The organism is Nostoc sp. FACHB-892 (assembly GCF_014698795.1).
In the GTDB taxonomy this organism is placed as follows: Bacteria; Cyanobacteriota; Cyanobacteriia; order Cyanobacteriales; family Nostocaceae; genus Nostoc.
Genome location: NZ_JACJTR010000001.1, coordinates 338267 through 363563 on the forward strand (window position 1 = coordinate 338267; position 25297 = coordinate 363563).

At 41.6% G+C, this 25297-nt stretch carries 24 protein-coding genes; 11 read left to right on the forward strand and 13 right to left on the reverse strand.

Translation table 11 applies throughout. The features are described from left to right. The first annotated feature begins 166 nt into the window (after nt 1–166). The 6 genes from argC (at nt 167) to H6G96_RS01450 (ending at nt 7196) form a co-directional block, all read left to right on the forward strand. Entirely contained in the window at nt 167–1138 is a 972-nt protein-coding gene (gene argC / locus H6G96_RS01425) for an N-acetyl-gamma-glutamyl-phosphate reductase (protein ID WP_190909966.1), read from the forward strand. 795 nt (nt 1139–1933) lie between these two features. Continuing rightward, nucleotides 1934–2575, forward strand: coding sequence for a hypothetical protein (locus tag H6G96_RS01430; RefSeq protein ID WP_190909583.1), 642 nt, complete (start codon nt 1934–1936; stop codon nt 2573–2575). A 10-nt stretch (nt 2576–2585) separates the two neighbouring features. Beyond that, a complete protein-coding gene (locus H6G96_RS01435) occupies nt 2586–3392 on the forward strand; it encodes a pentapeptide repeat-containing protein (RefSeq protein ID WP_190909584.1) in 807 nt (268 codons plus the stop codon). Nucleotides 3393–3885: 493 nt separating this feature from the next. Beyond that, a complete protein-coding gene (locus H6G96_RS01440) occupies nt 3886–5232 on the forward strand; it encodes a DVUA0089 family protein (protein ID WP_190909585.1) in 1347 nt (448 codons plus the stop codon). Between the two features lie 200 nt (nt 5233–5432). After that, nucleotides 5433–6881 (forward strand): PQQ-dependent sugar dehydrogenase, encoded by a 1449-nt coding sequence (locus H6G96_RS01445; RefSeq protein ID WP_190909586.1) that lies wholly within the window; start codon nt 5433–5435, stop codon nt 6879–6881. Nucleotides 6882–7010: 129 nt separating this feature from the next. Next, nucleotides 7011–7196, forward strand: coding sequence for a hypothetical protein (locus H6G96_RS01450; RefSeq protein WP_190909587.1), 186 nt, complete (start codon nt 7011–7013; stop codon nt 7194–7196). 787 nt (nt 7197–7983) lie between these two features. On the opposite strand, the gene H6G96_RS01455 is transcribed toward H6G96_RS01450, so the two are convergent. After that, the gene (locus tag H6G96_RS01455) at nt 7984–9624 is read right to left on the reverse strand and encodes a hypothetical protein (RefSeq protein WP_190909588.1); all 1641 of its coding nucleotides are present in this window, start codon (nt 9622–9624) and stop codon (nt 7984–7986) included. A 328-nt stretch (nt 9625–9952) separates the two neighbouring features. On the opposite strand from H6G96_RS01455, the gene H6G96_RS01460 reads away from it, so the two are divergent. The 3 genes from H6G96_RS01460 (at nt 9953) to H6G96_RS01470 (ending at nt 11173) form a co-directional block, all read left to right on the forward strand. Beyond that, a complete protein-coding gene (locus H6G96_RS01460) occupies nt 9953–10309 on the forward strand; it encodes an iron-sulfur cluster assembly accessory protein (RefSeq protein ID WP_190909589.1) in 357 nt (118 codons plus the stop codon). Nucleotides 10310–10381: 72 nt separating this feature from the next. Continuing rightward, the gene (locus H6G96_RS01465) at nt 10382–10804 is read left to right on the forward strand and encodes a hypothetical protein (protein WP_190909590.1); all 423 of its coding nucleotides are present in this window, start codon (nt 10382–10384) and stop codon (nt 10802–10804) included. Between the two features lie 123 nt (nt 10805–10927). Beyond that, complete coding sequence (locus H6G96_RS01470) at nt 10928–11173, forward strand: hypothetical protein (RefSeq protein WP_190909591.1); 246 nt, start codon at nt 10928–10930, stop codon at nt 11171–11173. A 90-nt stretch (nt 11174–11263) separates the two neighbouring features. On the opposite strand, the gene H6G96_RS01475 is transcribed toward H6G96_RS01470, so the two are convergent. Next, a complete protein-coding gene (locus H6G96_RS01475) occupies nt 11264–12184 on the reverse strand; it encodes a TIGR01777 family oxidoreductase (protein WP_190909592.1) in 921 nt (306 codons plus the stop codon). A gap of 204 nt (nt 12185–12388) precedes the next feature. Between H6G96_RS01475 and H6G96_RS01480 the strand changes: the two genes are divergently transcribed. Beyond that, on the forward strand, nt 12389–12736 hold the full coding sequence (locus tag H6G96_RS01480) for a hypothetical protein (RefSeq protein WP_190909593.1): 348 nt from the start codon (nt 12389–12391) through the stop codon (nt 12734–12736). 73 nt (nt 12737–12809) lie between these two features. On the opposite strand, the gene H6G96_RS01485 is transcribed toward H6G96_RS01480, so the two are convergent. The 5 genes from H6G96_RS01485 to H6G96_RS01505 form a co-directional block, all read right to left on the reverse strand. Then, nucleotides 12810–13307, reverse strand: coding sequence for an FHA domain-containing protein (locus H6G96_RS01485; RefSeq protein ID WP_190909594.1), 498 nt, complete (start codon nt 13305–13307; stop codon nt 12810–12812). Nucleotides 13308–13510: 203 nt separating this feature from the next. Continuing rightward, complete coding sequence (locus tag H6G96_RS01490; RefSeq protein ID WP_190909595.1) at nt 13511–16063, reverse strand: heavy metal translocating P-type ATPase; 2553 nt, start codon at nt 16061–16063, stop codon at nt 13511–13513. Nucleotides 16064–16620: 557 nt separating this feature from the next. Then, nucleotides 16621–16896, reverse strand: coding sequence for an NINE protein (locus H6G96_RS01495; RefSeq protein ID WP_190909596.1), 276 nt, complete (start codon nt 16894–16896; stop codon nt 16621–16623). A gap of 385 nt (nt 16897–17281) precedes the next feature. Beyond that, nucleotides 17282–17491 carry a hypothetical protein gene (locus tag H6G96_RS01500; RefSeq protein ID WP_190909597.1) on the reverse strand — a complete coding sequence of 70 codons (210 nt, stop codon included), beginning with the start codon at nt 17489–17491 and terminating at the stop codon, nt 17282–17284. A 124-nt stretch (nt 17492–17615) separates the two neighbouring features. Beyond that, nucleotides 17616–19190: a type II CAAX endopeptidase family protein gene (locus tag H6G96_RS01505; protein WP_190909598.1), complete on the reverse strand. Its 1575-nt coding sequence runs from the start codon at nt 19188–19190 to the stop codon at nt 17616–17618. A 113-nt stretch (nt 19191–19303) separates the two neighbouring features. Here H6G96_RS01505 and H6G96_RS01510 point away from each other — a divergent pair, with 113 nt between their 5' ends. Continuing rightward, entirely contained in the window at nt 19304–20002 is a 699-nt protein-coding gene (locus tag H6G96_RS01510) for a Uma2 family endonuclease (protein ID WP_190909968.1), read from the forward strand. 91 nt (nt 20003–20093) lie between these two features. Here the strand turns inward: H6G96_RS01510 and H6G96_RS01515 are convergent, their stop codons facing one another. The 6 genes from H6G96_RS01515 to H6G96_RS01540 all read right to left on the reverse strand — a co-directional run bounded on the left by H6G96_RS01515 (nt 20094) and on the right by H6G96_RS01540 (nt 25289). Further along, the gene (locus H6G96_RS01515) at nt 20094–20684 is read right to left on the reverse strand and encodes a hypothetical protein (protein ID WP_190909599.1); all 591 of its coding nucleotides are present in this window, start codon (nt 20682–20684) and stop codon (nt 20094–20096) included. A 138-nt stretch (nt 20685–20822) separates the two neighbouring features. Then, complete coding sequence (locus H6G96_RS01520) at nt 20823–21569, reverse strand: hypothetical protein (RefSeq protein WP_190909600.1); 747 nt, start codon at nt 21567–21569, stop codon at nt 20823–20825. A 431-nt stretch (nt 21570–22000) separates the two neighbouring features. Beyond that, nucleotides 22001–22633 carry a Uma2 family endonuclease gene (locus H6G96_RS01525; protein WP_190909601.1) on the reverse strand — a complete coding sequence of 211 codons (633 nt, stop codon included), beginning with the start codon at nt 22631–22633 and terminating at the stop codon, nt 22001–22003. 47 nt (nt 22634–22680) lie between these two features. Then, nucleotides 22681–23313, reverse strand: coding sequence for a Uma2 family endonuclease (locus tag H6G96_RS01530; RefSeq protein ID WP_190909602.1), 633 nt, complete (start codon nt 23311–23313; stop codon nt 22681–22683). A 1-nt stretch (nt 23314) separates the two neighbouring features. Then, entirely contained in the window at nt 23315–23923 is a 609-nt protein-coding gene (locus H6G96_RS01535) for a hypothetical protein (RefSeq protein ID WP_190909603.1), read from the reverse strand. A 103-nt stretch (nt 23924–24026) separates the two neighbouring features. Further along, nucleotides 24027–25289 carry a cysteine desulfurase gene (locus H6G96_RS01540; protein ID WP_190909604.1) on the reverse strand — a complete coding sequence of 421 codons (1263 nt, stop codon included), beginning with the start codon at nt 25287–25289 and terminating at the stop codon, nt 24027–24029. Nucleotides 25290–25297: the final 8 nt, after the last annotated feature.

Consider the following 25297-nt stretch of genomic DNA (forward strand, 5'->3'; position numbering starts at 1 on the left):
TTCAAGCCTTTTTGAAAATCTTTCAGAAGGTGTAAACAGTTGCGAGTCAGAGTTACCCACAACTATTGCGTGGTAAGTTTGATTTGGAGTGTAAATTCCCATCTTAAAGTTTGATAACTGATAGCTGTTTTAAATACCACTGACATCTAAGGATGCTGAACGCATGATTGCTAAACCTAAGATTTTCATTGATGGCGAATCAGGAACCACAGGTTTACAAATTTACTCACGTCTCAATCAACGGGATGATATCGAGTTAGTTAGCATTGAGGCATCTAAACGTAAGGATGCAAGTGAGCGAGCTAAACTAATCAATGCCGTCGATGTTGTTATTCTCTGTCTACCTGATGATGCAGCCCACGAAGCTGTTAGCTTAGTAAGTAGTACTACGGTTAAAATCCTTGATGCTAGTAGTGCCCATCGCACAGCTAATGGCTGGGTATATGGTTTTCCTGAACTAAATCCAGAACAGCGAAAGAAAATTGCCAGCGCGCAGTTTGTCAGCAATCCAGGCTGTTATCCCACAGGATTTTTAGCCTGTATCCGTCCGTTGATTGCCAAGGGACTTTTAAAGAGTAATTTTCCGATCACCGTTAACGCAGTGTCAGGTTATTCTGGTGGCGGAAAGAATCTGATCAAACAATACCACACCTTCCACGAACAGGAAGCTGGAACAGAGTCACTCTATCCTTATGGCATCTACGGTTTGCAGTTTGGACATAAGCACGTCAAGGAAATGCATTATTACTCAGAGTTAGCATCGCCGCCGTTATTCGTACCGGCTGTAGGGGATTTTGAACAAGGAATGCTGGTTCAGGTGCCTTTGCCTCTGGGGAGTTTGGATAATCCACCATCAGGTGAGGTTATTCATCAAACAATTGTTAACTACTACCAAAGTGAAAAATTTGTCCAGGTTGCTCCATACCAAGATTTTACTCTGCTGCGAGACGGAATATTTTTGGATGCGATCGCAATGAACGGCACCAATATTGTTCAGGTTTTTGTATTCGCCAATGACACTACCAAAGAAGCGTTGCTAGTTGCTCGTCTCGACAACTTAGGCAAAGGCGCATCAGGAGCTGCAATCCAAAACTTAAACATCATGCTAGGCTTTCCAGAAGAGTTGGGATTGTTATGAAAGAGCGTTAAGCATACGGAAAAGAGAGTAGAACTTTTACCATGACTTAGCAATGAGTGCGTTTCATTTTGGTAGGTGTATCATTAATTTCCAAACCAAAGTTGCTGCTTTTCGGATTCTTTAAAAGATTTTTTTGCAATGGGAATTTTCAAAGATATGTGACTATTTGAATGTATCCATCATTTTTTTAAAGACACTGCACTTTGAAAGATTAAAACACTCTTACTGTTACCATTTAGGTTACTTTTGTTGTAAACAAGCTAAATGTCATCAGCCATCGCTCATCAAATTGTGGTAAAAAAGCAAGCATGATGGAGCGATCGCAATTCACTCAATCTCAGGTGAAGACACTGAGTTTGTGATTACCCAACCCTTTCAAGGTGACTCCAAAAAGCTCTTTTGTCTCTCTTCTCTCTGTGCCCTCTGCGTCTCTGTGGTTCAATAAATTACTTTCTCAGCGTTCCAAGCAAAGAGAGCGCTGAGAAAAAACAATCTTATTTTACGAATCCAGTGAACTTTTTCCGCTTCAGTTTAGCTAAATGCTTTTTAGTAACACCAACTTTAGTAAATCAAGACCAGTTAGGCATTGCAGGCAGTGATTTGTGTGTAATAAAGCTTGTACAATTGTCAAGGCGGTTTTTCCTGCCAGAATACTTCTTAGGTGTAAGATTTATCGACAGCAAAATTTTTATACTTTGTGTTTTTCCATCCTTCACTTGTGGCAAAAATGCCCCAAGTTAGTAGCTCATATCTTGCAATAGATAACTTTTACCCTTATGACTGGAGAGCAAAATCTTGGGAATAGAACTACGCAGTTTCGTATTTCTCGACAGCCTGCAACCTCAACATGCAGCATATATGGGAACAGTAGCCCAAGGCTTCTTACCATTACCAGGGGATACATCACTGTGGATTGAAATCTCTCCTGGTATCGAAATTAATAAAATTACGGATGTAGCCCTTAAAGCTGCTTCTGTCCGTCCGGGAGTTCAGGTAGTTGAACGACTGTACGGACTATTGGAAGTTCATTCTAGCTCCCAAGGGGAAACGCGAGCTGCTGGGCAAGCCATTTTGGCTGCATTGGGAGTCCGAAAAGACGAATGTCTCAAACCGCGTGTTGTTTCTAGCCAAATTATCCGCAACATCGATGCTTACCAAACACAACTTATTAATCGAACGCGACGGGGGCAGCTACTACTAGCAGGGCAAACGCTGTATGTATTAGAAGTAGAGCCTGCTGCTTACGCCGCACTGGCTGCAAATGAAGCTGAAAAAGCAGCATCGATAAACATCCTTGAGGTTCAAGCTGTAGGTAGCTTTGGAAGGCTTTACTTAGGTGGACATGAACGAGATATTCTAGCAGGTGCGGCGGGAGCATTAACGGCAATTGAAAGTGTAGCTGGTCGGGCAAATCCTCTAGGTATGCGTAAGGAGTAAAGGAGAGAAAATGGCAAATCGAGAGCATCTAACTTTACTCAAAGCAGGTGCAGTTACATGGATTGAGTGGAGAAACAAACATCCTCAGATTGAACCAGACCTCAGCGCCGCAAATCTGCAAGGGGATAACCTCAGAGGCGCAAATCTCCAGCGGGTAAATTTGAGAAAGGTGGATTTAGGTAATGCTTTACTCGTGCGAGCAAACCTCAGTGGTGCTGACCTCAGTAGTGCCAACCTCTACAAAGCCTTGCTCGTTGAAGCTAACTTGAGTGATGCTAACTTCAGTGTGGCTAACTTGAGTGGTGCTATACTTACGCAAGCAGATTTGAGTCATGCCAATTTGATTGGTGCTGACTTGAGTGAAGCGAATCTTAGAGGCGCTGCGATCGCTCATGCTAATCTAATTGGAACTGACTTAAGAGGCGCTAACCTAAGATATGCCGATTTAGGTGCAGCAAAACTAATTCGGACTAATCTTTCCTTTGCCAACCTGATTGAAGCTAACTTGATTGCGGCTGACCTCAGCGAAGCTAGTTTGTACGAGGCGGAAGTGTTGGGGGCTTATCTTTATAAAACTGAACTGTACAAAGCTAATCTGAACAAAGCTCACCTTAGTGGTGCTTACCTTTTCCGGGCTAACTTAAGTGAAGCTGATTTGAGTCAAGCTGATTTGAGTTGGACTAACCTTAGAGGCGCGAATTTGGCAGGGGCGAATCTTAGAGGAGCTAACCTAAGAGGAGCCGATATTAGGGGAGCTAACCTCAGCGGCGTAAATCTTCAGGAGGCAATTATGCCTGACGCTTTAAGGCACGATTAATTAACTAGAAAAATTAATTAACATTTAGATTCATTTGCTGGAGTTTAAACTAGTTAGCAGTGTAAAATCACTCGGCACTGTTGATTTAATTAGGTTAATTAAGCTTAAATTTAGCACTATGCATTTTGGGGCATTCTTTGCCAAAATAAGCTTTAGTACTTAAAAAAAGCATATAAAGTTAGAAATTAAAAATTTTACATTTTTAAGATTTGCTAAAGAAGTTGACGTAACCCTAAGCGTTAATGATAATTAAGTAGTTACAAGTAAGTAGAAAAATAATTAAAATAAATGATTTTTTACAAACCTACTTAGCATTTGCATAATCAATTAACCAAATCAAAATTAATATTTTCTAAGTAGTATTGGTATTAATTAGGTTAACAAATGCACCTGTATTTAAACTCGAAGTTTTAAATAATCTGCATTGAACTTATAAAAAGTTATTTGACTGGGGCCGAAGTTAGGCATTAATTAGAAATTCAAGAAAAATAATATGGCAGTTATTTACGGCACTACATCTCCTGACACAAGAAATGGGACTTCGGGAGATGACACAATATATGGTTGGGCTAATAGTGGTAATGCCAATAGTTTGTCTGGTAACGATACCCTCAATGGTGCAGATGGTAATGATAATCTGTTTGGCGGGACGGGAAACGACAGTTTAATCGGTGGTCTTGGCAATGACACACTTAATGGCGGCTTGGGTGTCGACAGCTTAAATGGGGGAGTAGGCGACGACACTTACACCATTGACAGTGCTACCGACACCATTACAGAGGCTACTAATTCAGGCACAGATACCGTCCGGTCTTCTGTTGCCTACACACTAGGTGCCAATCTGGAGAACCTGATACTGACCGGAACTAGCCCTATCAACGGGACAGGTAACAGTTTTAATAACATAGTCTTTGGTAATACTGTTAACAACACTTTGAATGGCAGAGCAGGCAATGACACCCTAGATGGTAATTTGGGCAATGATACCCTCAATGGTGACGACGGTAATGATAGTTTACAGGGCGGGCCCGGCAATGACAGACTCAATGGGGGGTCTGGAAACGATATCCTCATCGGTGTTTGGCCCGGTAGTCCACTCTCACCTGGATTAGGAGAGACTGACACCTTAATCGGTGGTGTTGGGCTAGATAGATTTATCCTTGGGGACGCTATAAATGTCTACTACGACGATAAAAACACTACCAATGCTGGTTTTGGGGACTTGGCTACTATTACTGACTTCAACACTAGTGAAGATCGAATAGAACTCAAAGGCTCCCCAAAAAACTACCGCTTGCAATCTGCTGGAACCACTACACAAATATTTTTAGACAAACCTGGAGCAGAGCCAAACGAGATCATTGGTATTGTGCAGAGGGTAGTAAACCTCAGACTTGATAGTGACGATTTCCTTTTCTATGAGCAAGAAAACGTTGGACAAGCTACAAACAATACACTAGCCAGCGCTCAAGGATTGGGTCCTTTATCATCAGGTTCAGACGTTAATCTTTCAGGTGAGTTAGTAACAGCTCAACCGGAGGACAATCCCGATTTCGACTTTTTTACATTCTCTTTAGCAAATCAAGGAACTATCACTATTAGTGCGGCTACAACCGATGATACAGTTATTGGACTGTTTAACAATACTGGGATTTTACTACAAAGTGACGACGATAGTGGCACTGACTTTGGGTCATTAATCACCGCTTCACTGGGTGCTGGAACTTACTCAATATCAATGAGTAAATATGCTTTCTTCCCTGAAAATGGCGGAACTTTCTCTGGCTCTAGTGATAGTAACCCTGCTCCTTATACGCTAAAAATCAGTTTGGCAACTTAAGATAGTACTGCATTGTAAAGCTGATTTAAGTATACTTTTAGTGCTAGTTAAAGGGAGACAATTCTGTGCCCACCTTGCCTAAAAACAGAATATTTATAAGCTAGTACCCATTGATCATTTCACCCCATAATCTCTAAAACTGTTTCCTTTCTCAAGAAGATTTAGCAAAAAAATCATCTGATTATTTTATGAACATAATAATGAATAACATTAACTCATCTAACCAAGAGCAACGCAGATTTATCGGTAAGTTAGCTCTCAAAAATTGCTTTTTCGCCGCGAAAACGCTGTTATTTACAATATTTCTATTAACATATGGCGCTACTGGAGTAAATGCTGCACCTAAAGCTTTGCGTCCTGATATTCAGATTCGCAATATTATGAATACATTATCGGTTTCTCCTTCTGTTCGGATTGCAAAAGATCCACGAAATAATACTCTTTATTACCTCAAACAGAATGGTGATATTTATCGAGTCAATTTAGGCTCATCTAATAGTACACTTGTGTACAACTCTAATAATCATAATGTCGGTGAGACTCAAGGTATGGCCATTGGACCTAACGGCACAATTTATTTAGTTGGCAATGCAGACCTTGTGAATAACCAGACCAAAGGAATTATTGTTAAAGGCGAAATTAAGTCGGGTACAGAACAGCGCATCTGGTCTACCTTAGCTAAGAGTGCAGGCTATCCCAAAAGCAGAACAGCCTATGATCATCGCTTCAACGGCGTGGTTGTTAGCCCGAATGGTAACTTTATTTATGTGAATAGCGGTTCTCGTACCGATCATGGTGAGGTTCAGTCTGCTAATGGGCTATATCCTGATACTCGCGAAGTAGGATTAACCGCCTGTATACTCCGTCTTCCTAGTCAAGGCAAAAATCTTTTTCTTGCAAATAATCGAGCAACTTTAAAGACAGCTGGCTATATTTTTGCAGAAGGAATACGTAATACTTTCGATATGGCCTTTGCACCCAATGGGGATTTATTTGGCACAGAAAATGGCCCCGATCGCGACATGTCAGAAGAATTAAATTGGCTCCGTCGAGGTGGTAATTACGGCTTTCCCTGGCGGATTGGCGGGACAGACAACCCACAACAATTTCCCAATTATGATCCTGCCAAAGACCTTTTGTTAAGCCCCAAATTTAATGCCGTCCAAAGGGGCTACTTTCGTAACGATCCAACCTTTCCTGCTCGGCCTACTGGAAACTTGATTGAACCAATTCCTAATTTCGGGCCGGACGCAGACAATTTCCGTGATCCTGTAGATGGCAAAGTTAAAGACGCTAGTGTTCTTGGGCAACCTTTTAGCAGTTTTACATCGCACCGTTCTCCTTTGGGCTTAGTTTTTGATACACAAGGAGTACTGAGTCCAGAATTCAACAGAGATGGATTCATGCTGAGTTTTACAACAGGCGACCCTACTGGCGAAACACTAGCAGGCCCTTTTAAAGATTCCGGCCAAGATTTACTGCATTTAAACTTAACTAAAGTAGGAAATACAAACTATAAACTTAACGCTACCCGTATTGTTGAAGGTTTTAGTAATCCCATTGACAGTGAGATTATCGGCAATAAGATTTATGTTCTGGAATATGGTGGAAATCAAGGAATTTGGGAAATCACTATGCCGACTAGATAAAGCAGACTGAGTATTTTTATAAGGCAATACAGTTAAGTTAAGCATCTTTTTCTTCTCTCTGCGCTTTCTCTGCGTTCATGCTGCCGGTTGGCGGCAGCCTCTCGTAGAGGCGGTTCTGGCGTATATCCAATGTCCGTCCCTCATCCTAGCGAGAATGTACCAATTCAACCGCCAGGATCTTGGGTCAAGGCGATCGCGGTGCTGGGGGATATTAAGATAGGGGTACATCCGAGGTCTTTGGCCCCGACGAGTTGCGAACAGACCAGTGATTATAATACTGGAAATCGCGCCTACTTAGATTCCCGGCTTCTTTAAGGATACATCTGGCGAATAGGAGGTATTACCCCACAAGGAGCAACTGTGGTTGGTTTTGAACAATCAATAAGTCCTCTCAAAAAGGTGCGCTTCAAATCAGCGCAACTTTTTGAGCATGAAAATTTGTGACCAAGGCAGTTTGAACTGTCCCTAAAGAACAAATGCTCATGAATTTAGGACTTGTTAGTTAAGCACAATGAACAAGCAATCTAGCAAAAGAACTAGTACGAGTGCGAGCTTTAGTAACATGATTAGACCAGTCAAGCCTTAATGTCGTAACGTTAAGCCTTAAAGTTATAGCGTTAAGACTTAATGTTGTAATGTTGGTGACGACAAGACATTCACTTATAACTGCGATCGTTGATTCAAGAACTAATAAATTCTCTCTAGGTAATTTTCTACGAGATATCGATTCTGGTAAATAGAATGTAGGTTGGGTTGAGGGACGAAACCCAACTAGGACTTAATTTACGCAGTATTCTATCCTAGAAACAAAAAGGAGCAAAAGTATGCAAGCCTACAAGCTAAACGCCACAATTGCTGAATTAGGTCATTTAATTATTGACGAACCTCTAAATATTTAGATGCTATCATTACTTCTCTTCTAAAAGGAGAGAGGCTTTGAATTTTCCCCCTTCCCGTTTCCACAAAGGGGTTAGGTCTATTTGCATACTTGTACCTCACCGGATTGAAAATGGCTATATGTTTATTTCCGCCGTGTTGTATTAGCCAAATTCTCCAGTCAAATCTGTATCAAAGAGATTGAAAATTGCGAGAATTTTTGCAACTATTCAAATTTGAGTTGGGGCATCAGTTGAAGAGTGCCAAGACCTAAATCTTTAGGTGAAAGCGATCGCGCTTCAAACAAAGCCATCATATCTCGTAACTGAGGATTGCCACGGGAGGCTCCGGTTAATCCTTTGGCAATGATTAAACCACAATAGCCCTTAGTATTTTTACACCGTTGATTCCATTTTTTCCGGGCTTCTACATGAATAGGATCTTCATCTAGAAATTCACCAAATAAGAACAATTCGCCATTTTGAGTTTGTAATAAACCCAGGTCGTAGCGATCGCCATCGAAAGGGTCGGCACCTGGATTAAAGCAAATAGCTCTCAGTCCGCCTATTGCTTCAATTCTTTCAATTACAGCCTTAGCCTTGGGCCGGGAAGTTTGAATTAAAATCACTGGTAAACCGTCACCTACTTCTTTGATTTCACCAGCCTTATGGTAGCTAGTCCCCTTACGGAGATACTCCAACATTTCCCAGGACACCACACCTAAGCTGAGGAAGGAATCTTCTGGTATCAAGTCATCTTGCAATGATTGAAAATTTGGTGAGCCAAAGTCTTCAATCTCCTCATCATCGAGATCAAAGCTTGCCATTTCCTCTAATTCTGCTGCTAATTGCGGCATGGTAGAGACTGTCACAGCCACAGATTTAGTTGATTCTTCCGACTGCGGCAGAGAAATGCGATAGCGACGGCTGAGGGTAGGGAAAATGTCCTCATGAAGCTGGCGACGGTGATCGCGAATAAAGCGACTCAGGCTTTCGATCGCAACGAAGATTACCAGTGCTTCTTCGTCATACAAAACAGACCGTAGTCCTTCTAAGGGGTGGATATTACCAAAAGTTGGGTCAATTTCTGATAATGGCATATCTGCCAAATCATTTTCTTCATCCTCATCTTCATCGGTTTCGTCAGCACTCTCAAAGGTGAGAAATAGGCAATCTTGTTTGAGGAACGCTTCTTCTAGATGCTCCGTTGATTCTTCATCTCTTAAAACGGCGGCGCGAAACTGTTTTAAAGACTCTTCTGAGCGATAAAACAAAATCCCATACTCCATTCCCAGCATTCCCATAACTGAGGCGTAGAGTGTGCCAACATCCCACTTATTTATCTCGATTGACAAAATTTGCTGTTCTTCTAAAAATTCCCAAGGTGCTGCTTCCCAAATTGCAAATGCTTTCTCTCGTAAGATTTGTGCATACTGTGGGGGTAAGTCGGGGGTTTGACTATCGAGAATGTCAGCGAACCCGCGAAACAGTTCGTCAATTAAAGGCAATTCTGGTGCGTAGTCAATGGCAATATCTAAATCTTGCAGCACCCCCCGCAAATAAAATTGGATCTCGCGGTCTTTGACTACAATTCTTTGGGGTCTGGCAGGTCTTGCCGGACTGTGGGGATGTTCCATTGCTCGCATTAAGGTACGAACTATTGCTTCTGGGCCGATATCTGAAGCTACCACGTCCATTCCTCGAACCACACCTTGGGAGTAATCTACCCAAAGAATGCATTCTCCCTTTTCCTCAGAGTCTGAGTGTTGGTTTGGTGATGACAACGGACGGCGATCGCCCTCCCATACAGAAGGAATTTGAGTTAGTTTCTTCAACCGACGACTGGTAGAGCGATTAAAACTTGTCATAGAATAAGTTAATCAAAAGAAGCAATTTGGAAGTAGACTTTGGGGGATAGCTAGCCTCGGATTAAGTTTTTATGGCTGCACCTGAAAGATAGTTGCTTCTGGTGACTGCTGCCACGCTTGAACTCCAAAAATACCGAATCTATAAATACACTGAGTCTCTCAATTCTAGGATAAAAATGTTTGGCTGCTTTTGACGGAGTGTTTACAATTTGGTATCTAACGGCATTTAAGCCGCTAGAATGAATACAAAAACATCAAGGGCAACCCAAAGGCATTAATAAGCCGATATAGGGTAAAGCTTATACTAATTCAGGAGTTTAAAAAGCAGATGACACAAGCAATTCAGCCTCAACAACGCGGAATTCTGTTGAGCGAAGCCGCATTGCACCAGGTAAAATCCCTCCGGGACAAGCAAGGCAAAGATTTCTGCTTACGGGTAGGAGTCCGTCAGGGTGGATGTTCAGGGATGTCTTATATGATGGACTTTGAAGACACTAGCAAGATCACCCCGCAGGATGAAGTTTTTGACTATGATGGCTTCAAAATTGTCAGCGATCGCAAGAGTTTATTATATCTCTACGGTTTAATGCTCGATTACAGCGATGCCATGATTGGCGGTGGTTTTCAATTCACTAACCCCAATGCTAACCAAACTTGCGGTTGCGGCAAGTCGTTTGGGGTGTAATATTGTCATTTGTCGTTTGTCTTTCGTCCAAGGACAAATGACCAATGACCAATGACTAACGACTAATGACCAATGACTAATACAGTTGAATCCCTGTTTGATACAGGTTTGGAACGCTATAAAGCAGGAGAAGCAGCAGATTCTTTAATCCCTGTGTTTAAAGAAGTGTGCGATCGCGCTCCTAAAACTAGTGCTGCTTGGGTCTGTTTGGCGTGGTTATATCTACTCGATAACAAACCCAATTTGGCTTACAAAGCTGCACAAAAAGCAGTCAAGTTAAATCCACAAGACCCACAGGCTAGAGTCAATCTCGCCTTAGCAATGCTGGAAACAGGCCAAAAAGGTTTAAGAGAACATATTGATATAGCACAACAGCTAATTTTTGTCAATCCAGAGTGGCGCGATGAAATAAAAACCAGTATTGAAGATGGCTTAAGTAGAAAACCAGATTGGCAGAGTTTGACAAAAGTTAAAAATTGGCTGTTGGAGGAGTGAGAAGTTAGAAGTTAGGAGTGAGGAGTTAGGAGTTAAATTTCAGTAGGAAATTCTTCACTTCTAACTTACTTAATTAACAGTCCTACAGTCTTAAAATCTTGGGCAATTTAGATGAAACGATAGATGAAAGATAAACTGTTAAATTGGCTAAACACAATTTTAGTCGCAGATGTTTTTTTGGTATTGTTTGGCTTTGTCTGGTTAGCGATCGCTGCGATCGGTGATTCTGTAGGAGTAAACCTGGGTTTGGATTTGTGGCATCAACTTTGGCAACCCGTGTTTAACCCAGCCATTGGCATCCTCATGGGCGGTGCTATTCTTAGCGGTATTATCAGTTGGGTTTCTAGAAAATTTCTCTCTAATCAATAGTTAAGGTATTTGGCATTGTGTATGGCGCATTGGGCGTGGGGCATTGGTTATTATTTCCCCTGCTCCCCCTGCCCCCTGCTCCCTTTTAATCTATGCAAGAATTTGTCTTAGTGCTGACTGTAAATTAGGATGTTTGTACTCAAAGCCTGTTTCCACGGTGCGCTTGGGAAGGACTTGCTGACCTTCTAAAACTACTATAGCCCCGTCTCCTAAAAGAGCTTCGATCGCAAAACCAGGAACAGGCAACCAAGAAGGGCGATTCATCACTTGCCCCAAAGTTTGGCTTAAATCTGCCATTCGGACTGGGTTAGGGGCAGTGGCATTGTACACGCCTTCTATTTCGGGTTTAGTTAAAGCTTCCAGAATCAGGCTAACTAAATCGTCTACATGAATCCATGAGAACCACTGCCGACCACTGCCAATGGGGCCACCAGCGAAAAGTTTGAAAGGCGGAATCATCTTACCCAAGGCACCACCATTACCTAGAACAATCCCAAAACGCAGAATTACCAACCGTACACCAGCATCTTTTACCTTTCTCGCTTCTGCTTCCCAGGCTTGGCAGACTTGGGCGAGAAAATCGTTACCAGATAAACTTGTTTCATCAAAGGTAGCCGTCTCACTAGTGCCGTAGTAGCCAATAGCCGAAGCGTTAATTAAAACAGTTGGCTTCGGGTTAGCGTTGGCTATTGCTTCAACTATTTTTTGTGTGCCTAACTTCCGGCTATTGAGGATTTCTTGTTTGCGTTCTGGTGTCCAGCGTCCTTCACCAATGGGTTCTCCTGCCAGATTAACTACGCCATCACAACTGGCGATGACACTTTGCCAAGAACCAGACGCATTTGGTGTATAGGCAACAATTTCTACATTTGGGAAAGCCTCAGATGGAAAAACCTTTTTAGCAAAGGCAGTTTTCCGAGTTAGTACTACTATTTTATGACCTTGTGCGTGGAGTCGTTGTACCAAAAGACTACCGACAAATCCTGTTGCTCCGGTAATTGCGACTTTCATTTTTTACCTCAGCCAAACCTTTATTGTAAAGTTTTTGCTCAAACTTTCAGCTTACGGCACTTTGCTTGTGGATAAAACAAATGTGACTGTGATATCTTGTAATGCTTGATCTCAAAATTTAATAAATTTGCTTCTTTAATCACTTTTCGTTTAGATGCTTCGGTATTATAGGATGGACAGAGTGTTGCAAGGCGTGGGGCTATTATGGCTCGCTATACCTGTTCATTTACCGTTTCTGTCAAGAGTGACCATCTGTTGCCGTTACTTGTAGAACTTCTACAGGACTGTCAGTTGGATATTCAATACTACACTGGCGATTATATTATCGCTCGTGAGGTTCCGGGCAATGTTCCTTTTCCTAAATTGATCACAGTAGAAGTATTGATTGATAAATCAAAATCTACTGAAACAGAAACCCGGATGAGCATTGTGATTAAAAATGAAGAACTACCACTTCAATTAGATAATTACTGCCGACAAATGTTTGAAGTCATCAAGCAGGCTATAGAAAGTAGTCGCCATTGGCATTTGATTGAAACTATTGCAGGATAGCTTTAGGGATTGAATTGACACTCCCACGCCTTCAAGTCGTGGGATTCTCAGCCTGTTATTGGTAGTTATAAATTCACTCTCCCACATCCTCTAAATCCTCGGCCATACCGGGGTTTATTAGTGTAATGTCATACTCACTCGAATCCGTTTGCCCTAAACGCTGAGTATTTCTTAAAAGATAATAAATGGCACGTACTTGAGGCCCAAAAACGATCTCATCTTCATTTCTGAGATCGTGAGCCGGTATCTTACGTCCATTAATCATCAAACCATTGGAACTAGGCTTCCCTTTGGCATCGCCATCTACAATCCGGTAATAGTAGCTTTGACTATTATGATCTCGTGGCAATCTCACTAATGTGGCATGGCGGCGCGAGACAAACTGTGACATCAAACGGATATTACATTCGCGGTCTCTACCAATAGAGTAGACGGGGTGATCCAGAGAAAATTCTTTGCGACCTTGATCGTCTTCAATAATCAGTAGATGGTTTTCATTGGTTTCTGCTGCCATTGACAAATCGGTGGAACTGTGATTAATCAAGATTTGTTTAGTATCGGATCTTGCCATTTTCAAGGCACCATAAGTCTGTGGTGCTAATCTAAATAAGCTTTAAAATTGCATAATACCTTGAAAGAGTAGAACTTGGTGGTTCTACTCCAGTTGCTATGATAGCTTTGATAAGCGCCCCAAGAGGCTTTGCGATCAGGTTAAAAGCTGACGGGGCGACTCAGTTTAACTTGAGATGTAAATTTTACGTGCAACAGAGTATTCTACGAGTGATGAGCTAATCGTCGTAATAATATTGAGTTGGTGACGACGCTAACAGAGCTAAAAGCCATTAATGCAGCAGCACCAGATGGGTTAAGGACAAAACCCAGACTAGGGAACAAAACACCTGCTGCTAAAGGAATACCAACTGTATTATATGCAAAAGCCCAGAATAAATTTTGGCGGATTTTATTGAAGGTGGCGCGACTAAGTTGAATAGATTCGACGACATCGTTTAAGCGATCGCGCATTAGGACAATTTCAGCAGTTTCCATCGCCACATCTGTCCCGGAGTGTAGAGCAATTCCCACATCTGCTTGAGATAAAGCTGGAGCATCGTTGATTCCATCTCCTACCATTGCGACTACCGAGTGGGGAGTGGGGAGTGGGGAGTTAGGAGTTAGGAGTTGAGAGTTAGGAGTTAGGAGTTGGGAGTTAGGAGTTTTCTTTGTCGCCTTGTCTCCTTGTCCTCCTTGTCCCTTTGTCCCTTGTAACTGGAGAGACTGGATTGCAGCTGCTTTTTTAGCTGGGGGGACACCTGCTATGACATCAGCACTATCTAATCCTAATTGTTTGGCTATGGCGCTAGCTGCTTCTTTGCGATCGCCACTGAGCAGCATTACCCGTAAGCCCATCTGACGCAACTTGTCTACAGTGGATTGGGCATCTGGTCTGAGGGTATCAGAAACAGCAATTAACCCAGCTAAAGTTCCCCCAACAGCTACGCAGACGACTGTTTTACCATCTGTTGCCAAATCGTGTGCTACCTGTTGTGCAGTTTCGTTAATGGCAATACCGTGCCAACTTAACCAGTCCCAGTTACCCAACAGTACAACTGTTCCCTCTACCACAGCAGATACCCCTAGCCCTGGTTCTGTGTGAAAGTCCACAGCCTCTGGAATAGATAACTGTTGCTGCTGTGCTTCTTGCTGAATCGCTTTTGCTAGGGGGTGGTGAGTACCGCTTTCTACAGCTGCTGCTAGTTGAATTAGGGAGTAGGGAGTAGGGAGTGGGGAGTGGGGTTCTTTACTCCCTACTCCCCATTCCCCACTCCCCATTTCTCCAATTAACAAGCAATCTGTGACGATGGGATTACCCGTGGTCAAAGTGCCGGTTTTATCAAAGACTACAGTATCTAACTGGTGTACTTTTTCCAAAACGTCGCCGCCTTTGATTAACAGACCCCGTTCTGCGCCCATAGCAGTCCCGACAAGAATGGCTGTTGGTGTGGCAAGTCCTAAAGCACAGGGACAGGCGACTACCATAACTGCGATCGCTAGTTTTAAGCTGATTAATATAGGGGAGTGGGGAGTGGGGAGTTGGGAGTGGTGAGCGTGACTGATCATTTCCATGTCAACAGACATGGTGATATCAGTCCAGATGTGAGTACCAAAAAAGTACCAAAAGACAAATGTTAATACAGATGCTGTCAGCACACCGTAGGTAAAGTAACCAGCTACTGTATCTGCTAATTTCTGTACTGGTGCTTTGCGAGTTTGGGCGGCTTCTACTAAGGCGACAATTTGAGCTAGAGTTGTATCACTTCCAGTCCGGGTTGTCTGAATAGCGATCGCTCCTGATTGGTTTATCGTCCCTCCTGTCACCATATCGCCTGGTTGCTTGATCACTGGCACGGCTTCTCCAGTCAACATGGATTCATCCACTGTTGTTTTACCAACCACTACTTCACCATCGACAGGAATTTTATCACCTGGCAGCACTTGTAACCATTCACCAACACGCACCTGTTCAGCAGGAATCTCTACACTAGAAGATCCTACTTCTGCTTTCTCTGGGTTGGCAATCAATCGTGCTACCTGTGGCTGGAGTGCCAGCAGTTTCCTAAATGCAGCAGCAGCGCGACCTCTAGCTTGTTGCTCTAATGTCCTTCCTAAGAGAATAAAGCCCAGCATCATCACTGGTTCGTCAAAGAAGCACTCCCAACCCATCTTGGGAAAGAGTAGCGCTACTAAACTAGCAATGTAGGCTGTTAGCGTTCCCAATCCTACTAGGGTGTTCATGTTAGGCGCATTTCGCCGCCAGCCCAGCCAGCCATCTACTAAAATCGGGCGGCCGGGAATTAATAGTGCCACTGTCGCCAATCCACAGTGAAACCAGATATTATTTAGCACTGGCAGCACTGAGCTACCAAGATTACCAAAATGTCCACTTCCAGACAATAATAATAAGATCGCAGCGATCGCTAATTGCCATAGAGAAGACCGCATTTCTCGACGTTGTCGTTCTGCTGGGTCTGGTAAGGTAGATATCTCGCCTGCTACTGTGCCACTAGCTTTTCGGGGTTGAGTCGGGAATCCAACGTCTGTTAATCGCTGTGCTAGTGCATCTGCATCTACCGCACCAGTTTCTGACTCTACAACTGCTACCTCAGTGGCCAGGTTCACGCAGGCACTCTTGACTCCTGGATGTTGGGTTAGCTGTCGCTCTACTGCGTTCACACACCCAGCACACTTCATACCCCCAACATCGAGAATAATCTTCTCTAGGATTGGGTCAAATTCTGGGGCTAGCTTAGTTTTTGGGACAAGTTGCATGGCAAGTGTTTAGATTCGCTACAGAAATTCAACGCCTGACTAAAAGCGTCTCTAATTTGAGCGTAGGCGAAATATGGAACTACGACTGTATGTCAACCCTATTAAATTTCTTAATTTTTCGTATCTCGCTGAGGGTCAATGACGGCTCCAACGGAGATAAGTTACATAAATAATAGCTCCAACCTGCATTGGCATGAGCGCAATCAGGCTTTTTAAGAAATAGTTAATTTCCAAATGAGACATAACGCTGAAATAGCCTATGCCCAGCAGGAAAAATATTGCCCAGTTAAGCTGTTTAGGTTTGAGAATGAGCATATTAATAAAAAGAAATATAAAAGATTGCATTCAGCATCAAATGACCTTGGTCTAGAGCTAATGGTCTAGCAAGGGAATTTTGCTGAGTTTATTGTAAGAAATTCAAGTTCTTTTCTTCCCCTGCTCCCCTGTCACTGAGCGTAATCGTACCCCTTTAGGGAAGCAAGCTACGCGCAGCGTCTTGTAGAGAAGTGCTGCTCCCCCTGCTTGCCTTCACCCATTATTTTTGGGTTGGTCGAGTATCAGAACCAGCCCTGCTTATTCACAAAGTAGGTATTTACAAATTCTTCAGGGGGCTTATTCAAGTAAATCATGCCTTCAATTAAACCTACAAGTTGCATAACTAACAAGGCAATTCCGTAGGTGAAAGAACCCCCGACTACAGAAATCACCAACATGATAAAGCCTTCTGGAGTATATCCTAGAATAAATTTATGAACCCCAAACCCTCCAAGGATAATGCCACAGTAACCAGCTAGAAGTTGTTTGGTTGGGTGACTGGGGTTGAAATTTGACATATTAAGTGCTGCTCCTTGATAGGTGAGGTATAAAAATAAAGCCTTTATTGTAATCAAAGCAAATACAGTTACTTGCTTAATAAATAAATTTTTAATTTTTTCAGTACAAGTAAGTCTCAAGAGAAATAGCCAAAATCAGCGTACTTCTATTCCAGAGGGGACGCTAAAATGTTTTGTGGCATAGCCAGAAAATCTAGCACTTTGGTCAGATATTACGCATTTAACTTGAACATTTACATGAAGCCTGATAACTGATAACCGTCAACAGTTAACAGCTAATGACCGTAAAGAGTGTTTATACAATTTAGGCGTGCATCAGCTTAGATTTGATGATTGCAAACCCTAGTGCAGCAATTTTGCAGATTTTTAGGTAAAACATTCATCCTCAGAAGAATGAACCCAAAGAATCAGCAAAAACTGCTATACCACTTTTTACAAGTCCATCAGTATTATTTCCGGAATTTTTTGCATAGGCGTAGCCTGTCGTAGATATCGCTTCCATCGGGCGTGAAACGCGATCGCACCAATAACGAGATATAAAGGACTTCCAACTAAAAAAATATTCGATTGCGACTGTTAACTGTTGACCGTTCACCGTTCACAGTCAACAACCTCAAGCGGAATAATTTATTTTTTGGAGTTCCCTAACTAGTAAATTGTTCTTACTTATGCAGATAAAATCAGATATTTACCTTTTTGACAACAGTACTGTTTTAGTGCTAATTGCTACCTAAGACGAATAAGCTTAATAATGTACCGCTATTCCAAAGGCTGTGGAGGAGCATAGGGGCAAGGAGGTTGCGCGATCGCGTGTAAACTAAGCCTAAGACAATTCCCAATGCAGTCAGGGGAAGAATTTCCGACAAGCTGAGGTGAGCGATCGCAAACAACAAACTACTAATCAGAATCGCTCCCCATACGGGTAAGTAGCGAGTTAGAGAAGGTAACAAAAAGCCGCGAAACAGAATTTCTTCAAAAAATGGAGCTGCGATCGCGGCTGTAGAGAAAAATATGCCAAGTGCTATACCGTCTTGGCTTTCCAGCGCTAGTTGCAACAGGGGGTTACTACCACCTTGTCCTTGCCATAGCTGTTGATTGATTAAAGATACCACCACAACTATAGGTAAAGCCGCGCAATAGCCTCCCAGTCCCCACAAAAACCAGTTATCTTGAAAACGGAAGCGAAACCAAAATTCTGGTAATGGAAAAAAGCGCTTGAGAGAAAAATAAAGCACTAACAGCGCACCCGATGCTACTAGAAAGTAACTAACTAAAACATAAAAAGCCTGAAGTCGCACATCACCCGTAGGACGAGGTATGGGGAGCAGCGATAGCAATAAAGGGACAAAAATTTGCCCCATGAAGAAAAAGCCGACGATAAAAACCTGTAAAATCGTTTCACCATCCCAAGGTGTTGACCAAGGGACATCAGCATTTTGAGCGAGTAACGAGGTTTTTCCCTTCAACAAGCGTTGAGCAACTAAGAAAATCAGCAGTATTAGACCAGTTAAAGCTGCCAAAGTGGGGATAGTCCCAATAGCTGCTAATTTGATCACCGCTTGAGCAGCAGATTCTTGTTGTGCAGCTTTAACTGCCGATAAAGCGTCTTGTCGTTGCTGGAGTTGGTATAGCTGAACCAAAGCAGTAGAGCGAAACCAACCTTCTAAATTCTTTTGAATCCGTTCTTGAGAATTTTGGAGCAGACGAGGAGGATTGCTCCACAGTCCACTTAATACAGCTGCGGTTTCTCCAAATTCTGGATTGATATCTGAGCGTTGTTGTAATTCGCTCCAAGTTTTGAGAGCTGTATCCGTCTGTCCTTGCTGTGCTTGTAAAATTCCCAGGCGCAAGTCTAATTCAGCCAGTAATTTTTGTAATTGCTTGAGGGACTGCTGTAACTGTTGCTGTCCCTGTTTAGAAGTTTTAGTAGTGGGAGGAACATCCGGTAGAGGTTTTGGAGGTATGGGAGCTATTTCAGGTTGAGAGCGTAATTGTGTAAGTTTGTTGTTAACTTTGTCTAAATTAGCTTCAACTGATTGACGCGCCTCTTGATACTGCTTCGTGGCGCTTTCTAGGGGTTGCTCACCAAGTATTGCTTCTTGAACCGCTTTGAGATTGCGATTACTGCTATCTTCTGATTGCCAAGCTTCGGCTTGTAGAGCAATATTAGTTTGGTATAGTTCTAGGCGACTTTGGAACTGAGGTTCTTGCCAACTACTGAATAAAGCCGAAACTGCCAACAGAACTGCTATAGGCGTCAGTATAAAAATTAAAACTAATCGCTTGAGTGTCATCTATCCCTCTTTTACTAACCAGTGGAGAGCGCGTCCCCCTTGGGAATTATCGCAAGAAAAAGTCAGAGGTGGATAGATATCATCAATATTATAAGTTTGCGTTTGCAGCCACCATGTTAAATTACAACCCATTGCACTGCTTACCCTCCGCCGAGGATCTGCCCGATTCGGACTATACACCTGTGGACAATGAACTACAAGATTTAATTCCCAGTTTACTCAAAGCCATCCTAGCTTGGTTATGGACAAACCGGATGGATTGGTTTTTTGGGGTTGATATGGGGATATATTACGATCCCGAATTACCGCCGATTGTACCCGATGGGTTCTTAAGCTTAGGAGTCGAGCGAGTTTTTGATGAGAACTTGCGTTTAAGTTATGTGTTGTGGGAAGAAAAGGTAATGCCGATTATGGCATTAGAAGTTGTTTCTCACAGACGGCGTGGAGAATACACCAGCCAAAAGAAACTTTATGCTGAGATGGAGATTTTGTATTATGTTGTCTACAATCCCCAACACCGGAGAAAACCACCTTTAGAAGTTTATCGCTTTGTAAATGGTGAATATGTATTGCAGCCAGGAAATTTAGTTTGGTTATCAGAGATAGGTTTAGCAATTGGTTATGAACGGGGAACCTATCAGGGAATTACGCGAGATTGGTTGTATTGGTATGACAAACAAGGAATCAGATATTTAACACCAGAAGAACGAGCTACAGCAGCCGAACAACGCGCTATCACTGCTGAAGAACACGCTCAAAGACTGGCACAAGAATTACGAAACTTGGGGATAGATCCAGATTCTTTGAGTTGATTTTCTGGGGTGCGATCGCTTTCATTACACTCTTACTAGTAATTGGATAAATTATCCTAAATCCTATTACCTCCTATCGCCCTCCGTTAACCTAGACAATACCGTTAATATCACAAAACTGAGTAAATTCGCTTCCTCCAAAGATTGTAGTCCCAATTGGGGTAAGGGTGACAGTATTGTTAAATTGAAAAGGAATAATACCAGGTGATGCACCTAACGTAACAGTTAGTGAGTCTAGCACCGAGGAAAGTCCTAGATTAGAATCAGTTAGCAATGCATTGCCTAAATTGTTGTTTAAGACTTCAAAAGAGTCATTGGGATGAGAATAATTTGTGAGATAATCTTCAATGAAATTACCAAGGGGGATGACATCTTTGAAGGCGCTTGGGTCAATTCCATCGATATAATCCAAGTTGACGGCGACATCAGCAACACTAGCACCATCAATAGGAAGTAAAATATCTTCTAATTGAAATGAGACAATATTGTTGATATCACCATTGGCTGTGCGGGTGATTGTGGTGTCAAATTGGAAAGGAATAATTTTTGGTGACACATCCAGATTAACGCTTAATGAGTCCAATAACCCAGATAGCCCTATATTGCTATCATTTAGTAATCCTTGGGTAAGGTCGCGATTGAGGACTTCATAAAGACCTGCTTCTACTGGATAATTTGCCAAGAAATCTTTAATGTAATTACCGATGGGTATGACATCTTTAAATACACTTGAGTCAATTCCATCAACATAATCTAAATTAACAGTGATGTCGGCAACTATACCACCATCAATTGGAGATGTAACGTCTTCTAAACGAAATTAAATAATATCGTTTATGCCACCATTTGGGGTACGAGTATTTGTGCTGTCAAATTGGAAAGGAATAATTTTTGGTGACACATCCAGATTAACGCTTAATGAGTCCAATACCCCAGATAGCCCTATATTGCTATCATTTAGTAGTTCTTGGGTAAGGTCGCGATTGAGGACTTCATAAAGACCTGCTTCTACTGGATAATTTGCCAAGAAATCTTTAATGTAATTACCGATGGGTATGACATCTCTAAATACACTTGAGTCAATTCCATCAACATAATCTAAATTAACAGTCACATCGGCAACTATACCGCCATCAATTGGAGATGTAACGTCTTCTAAACGAAATGAAATAATATCGTTTATGCCACCATTTTGGGTACGAGTATTTGTGCTGTCAAATTGGAAAGGAATAATGGCAGGTGCGACATCAAGATTCACACTTAAAGAGTCTAGCACCTCAGAAAGCCCTAGATTGTCATCAGTTAGCAGTTCTTCCGTGAGATTGCGATTGATAACTTCAAATAAGTCATTGGGATTATTTGGATAATTAGTCAGGTAATCTTTGATATTATTAGCAATGGGTACGACATTTTTTAATTCATTTGGGTTCAGCCCATCGATATAATCCAAGTTAACTGTAACATCAGCAACTTCGTTATTCTCCACTTGAAGTCGAATGTCTTCTAACTTAAACGAAACTAAGTTAGATTCGCGTGTTATGCTATCAAGAATGGATTCGTGTGACATAATCTAATTTTTTGAGAAAATTTTCTCATTCTTTGATTCCTAGAATACCAAAGCTGGGGTAAATTTTCACATTCGTGTACATTAAAGTATTATTGTCCAGTTTAAAGAGTTCTTGTCATTGCCCCTTCTGTGGCGGCAATCGCGTTTTTGTAGTTATCCCCGACGACTGGGATGGGAAACAAGCATTCGAAACAGAGCATTTAAAGCGGCTACTTTGCCCAGGCTGTGAAGGCATTGGATGGGTTATAGAACATTAACCTCAGAATCGCTGCTACCTTGTACAAAAATGCATACATACTGTAGACGATGACGAACGGCTGCGATCGCTAGCTAAAATCAATACTGCTTATGAACAGGCAAAGCAGGCTGGTACAAGTGTGGTAACTATAATTGGTAAACCGTAATTACCGCAACCCTGATTTTGTTGTTTGTCAGTTTATCTTCTTCCTGACCCAAGCACGAAAGGATTTCAGCAAAGTAATTTCTCCCATACTTTTACTTTGCTGGATGAATCTGCTTATCTCACTTACTAAAACTATAGGAAAGGCAATACTAAACTTACACTCTACATATTGCCCTTCTATCAACTGATAAAATTTTAAATTTTGCCCATCATATCTCCAAAGTTCAGTTACACCCAACGTTGAATAAATCCCCAATTTGTTAACTGAACTACTGGTAATGTCAATCTCAATTGCTAAGTCAGGCGGCGGATCCGTTTCTAAATCTAAAGTTTGCTTACCCCTAATAGCTAGTTCATTCTGGATATAGTAGCAAGTATCTGGTTCTATTCCCCGCTTTAATATTTTCCGCTTCAATGTTGTTGAACCAGCACTTCTCACTTCAATCCCTAATTCTTCAGCTAAAGCAATAATAAAATTACCAAAATTACTTTTGGGGTTTTCATGTTCAAAATGTGGAGTCATGATTTCTAAAACACCGCAGTCATAAGCAAACCGAGAACCTCTATCTTCACCTGTATCTCTCAACAAGGCTTCAAAGGTTTCCCAGCTAATGTTATGTAGCACTGTTCTTTGTTCACCAACCGTTGACTTGACAAGCATAGATTAAAAAAATAAGCCAGGAATTATATTTATCAATTAGGTAAACTTTAACCTATCTTCCCCTGCACCCAAGCGCGGAAGGATTGCACCAAATCAATTTCATCCATAGTTTTACTTTGCTGGATAAATCTATTCATATCACTAACAGAAATTAAAGGGAAAGCGATACTCGACTTAATTTCAATATATTCACTTGCTACTAGCTGATAAAATTTTAAAACTTCACCGTCATATCTCCATAATTCTGCTACACCTAAAGCCGCATAAATCTTAAGCTTATTAACAGAACTGCTAGTAATATCAATTTCAATTGCTAAATCCGGTGCTGGATCTGTTGTTAAATCTAATTCTTGTTTACCTCTAATTAGCGGCTCATTTTGAATATAATAGCAAGTATCGGGTTCTATTCCCTTTGTTATTGGTTTACGTTTTAATGTTGTAGAGCCAGCACTTCTAATTTTAATTTTTAAATACACTGCTAAAGCGAATATTAATCGGTCAAACTGAATTTTAGGATTTTCGTGTTCAAAAAGTGGAGTCATAATTTCTAAAACACCACAGTCATAAGCAAATCTTGAGCCTCTGTCCTCACCTGTATCTCTCAGCAAGGCTTCAAAGGTTTCCCAGCTAATGTTCTGTAGCACTGTTCTTTGTTCAGCAGGCGTTGACTTGACAAGCATATTACAATACTTCTTCTGTCAGGATGTTAGATAAAATCCCAATAATTTTACCTATGTCATTAATATAATATTCGCTCAAGTCAATTTCAATCACTTTCCCAATAAGTTTTAAAAACTTCCAGTTAGTTCCAGTGGTGACAGTTCCATAAATTGCCTGAATGTTATTACCCTCACGTTCATTAAACAATTGAGCTGCTAACATCTCTGCTACACACTGACCTAATCCTGCATTGATATTTTCTTTCTTAGCTTCTACAATTGTGACAACTGGTGCATTCAGAATTAGTAACTCTGGTGAACGGCTAATAATAAAATCACAATTTCCATTTAAACCTTGTGCTGAATCAACTGTAAAATCGATACCAGAAAACAAACTTATTTGATTATTTAAATATTTTCTTACAGCAATTAAAATAGGCGTAATAATCATCTCTGAACGGGATTTCTCAGTATTACTAGCAAGAGCTAAGGGTACATTTTCCCGCAATACTTCTGCAAGTAATGGTGGACACTCTACTTCGTGTACAGATGGAAATATATCAATTTTATCAGAAATAGTTAAACCAAAGGTTTTTCTAACTCTGTCTAAAGTAAAGTCGCTGTATGACACTTTAATTGCTCCTGTAAATAATCCAGATAATTAAATTGTGCCAACTATTAGCAAGATATGTTGCTGATAATTGGCACAATTACTATCTGAATATTTTGTAACTTTAAGCAAGGAAACCTGCAAAAAAGTCGAGAGTTTCTTTCAGTGCTTTGATGAAAATATCAATTTCCTCGCGGGTGTTGTAGAAAGATAGACTTGCTCTTGCGGTTGCAGCAAGACCTAAATAACGGTGTAATGGTTGTGTGCAGTGGTGTCCAGAACGGATAGCAACGCCTTCTTGATCTAATAATGTAGATAAGTCGTTGGCGTGGACTTCTCCGGCGGTGAATGACGCAAGAGCGGCTCTCCCTTCCCCTTTCGCATTTGGTTTGGGGCCGTAAATTCTAATTTGGGGAATTTGCTCTAATTGTTGGAACAAATAAGCGGTTAATTCTGCTTCGTAGGCGTGAATTTCATCCATGCCGATACTGCTAAGATAATCTATTGCAGCACCAAGTGCGATCGCTTCTCCAATTGCAGGTGTCCCAGCTTCAAATTTATGCGGTAATTCTGCATAAGTGGAATGGTCTAAATACACCTCTGCAATCATTTCACCACCACCGAAAAATGGGGGCATTGATTCTAGCAATTCTAACTTGCCATACAGAAATCCTATCCCAGTTGGCGCACACATTTTATGACCGGAAGCTACCAACCAGTCACAATCTATCTTCTGCACATCTACAGGATAGTGGGGAACACTTTGGCAAGCATCAACTAAGAATTTAGCACCATAGTTGTGAGCGATCGCACCAATTTCTTCCACTGGATTAATGCAACCCAAAGTATTAGAAATATGCACCACCGACACCAACTTTGTTTTTTCGGAAATCAGCTTTTTAAACTGTTCCAAATCAAAAGTTTCTTCTGGTGTTAATTCTACAAATTTCAGTACTGCACCCGTTTTTTGTGCTATCAATTGCCAAGGTACAATATTACTGTGGTGTTCCATCACCGACAGAATAATTTCATCCCCAGGCTGCAAATTATTCATTCCCCAGCTATAAGCGACTAGGTTAATCGCCTCACTTGCGTTGCGGGTGTAGACGATTTCCTGACGCGATGCAGCATTGATGAATTTGGCAACTTTATCTCTAGCACCTTCATAAGCATCAGTAGCTTTAGCACTCAGAGAATGGGCACCTCGATGCACGTTAGCATTATATTGCTCGTAATAATCCCGTAGGGTATTTAATACGAACAAAGGCTTCTGCGATGTCGCAGCATTATCGAGATAAACCAGGGGTTTCTCGTTGACTTCCTGATGCAATATCGGGAAGTCAGCGCGAACTTTATCAGCAAGGGTTTTGGTAGGAGTAAAAGTCATTGGTAGAT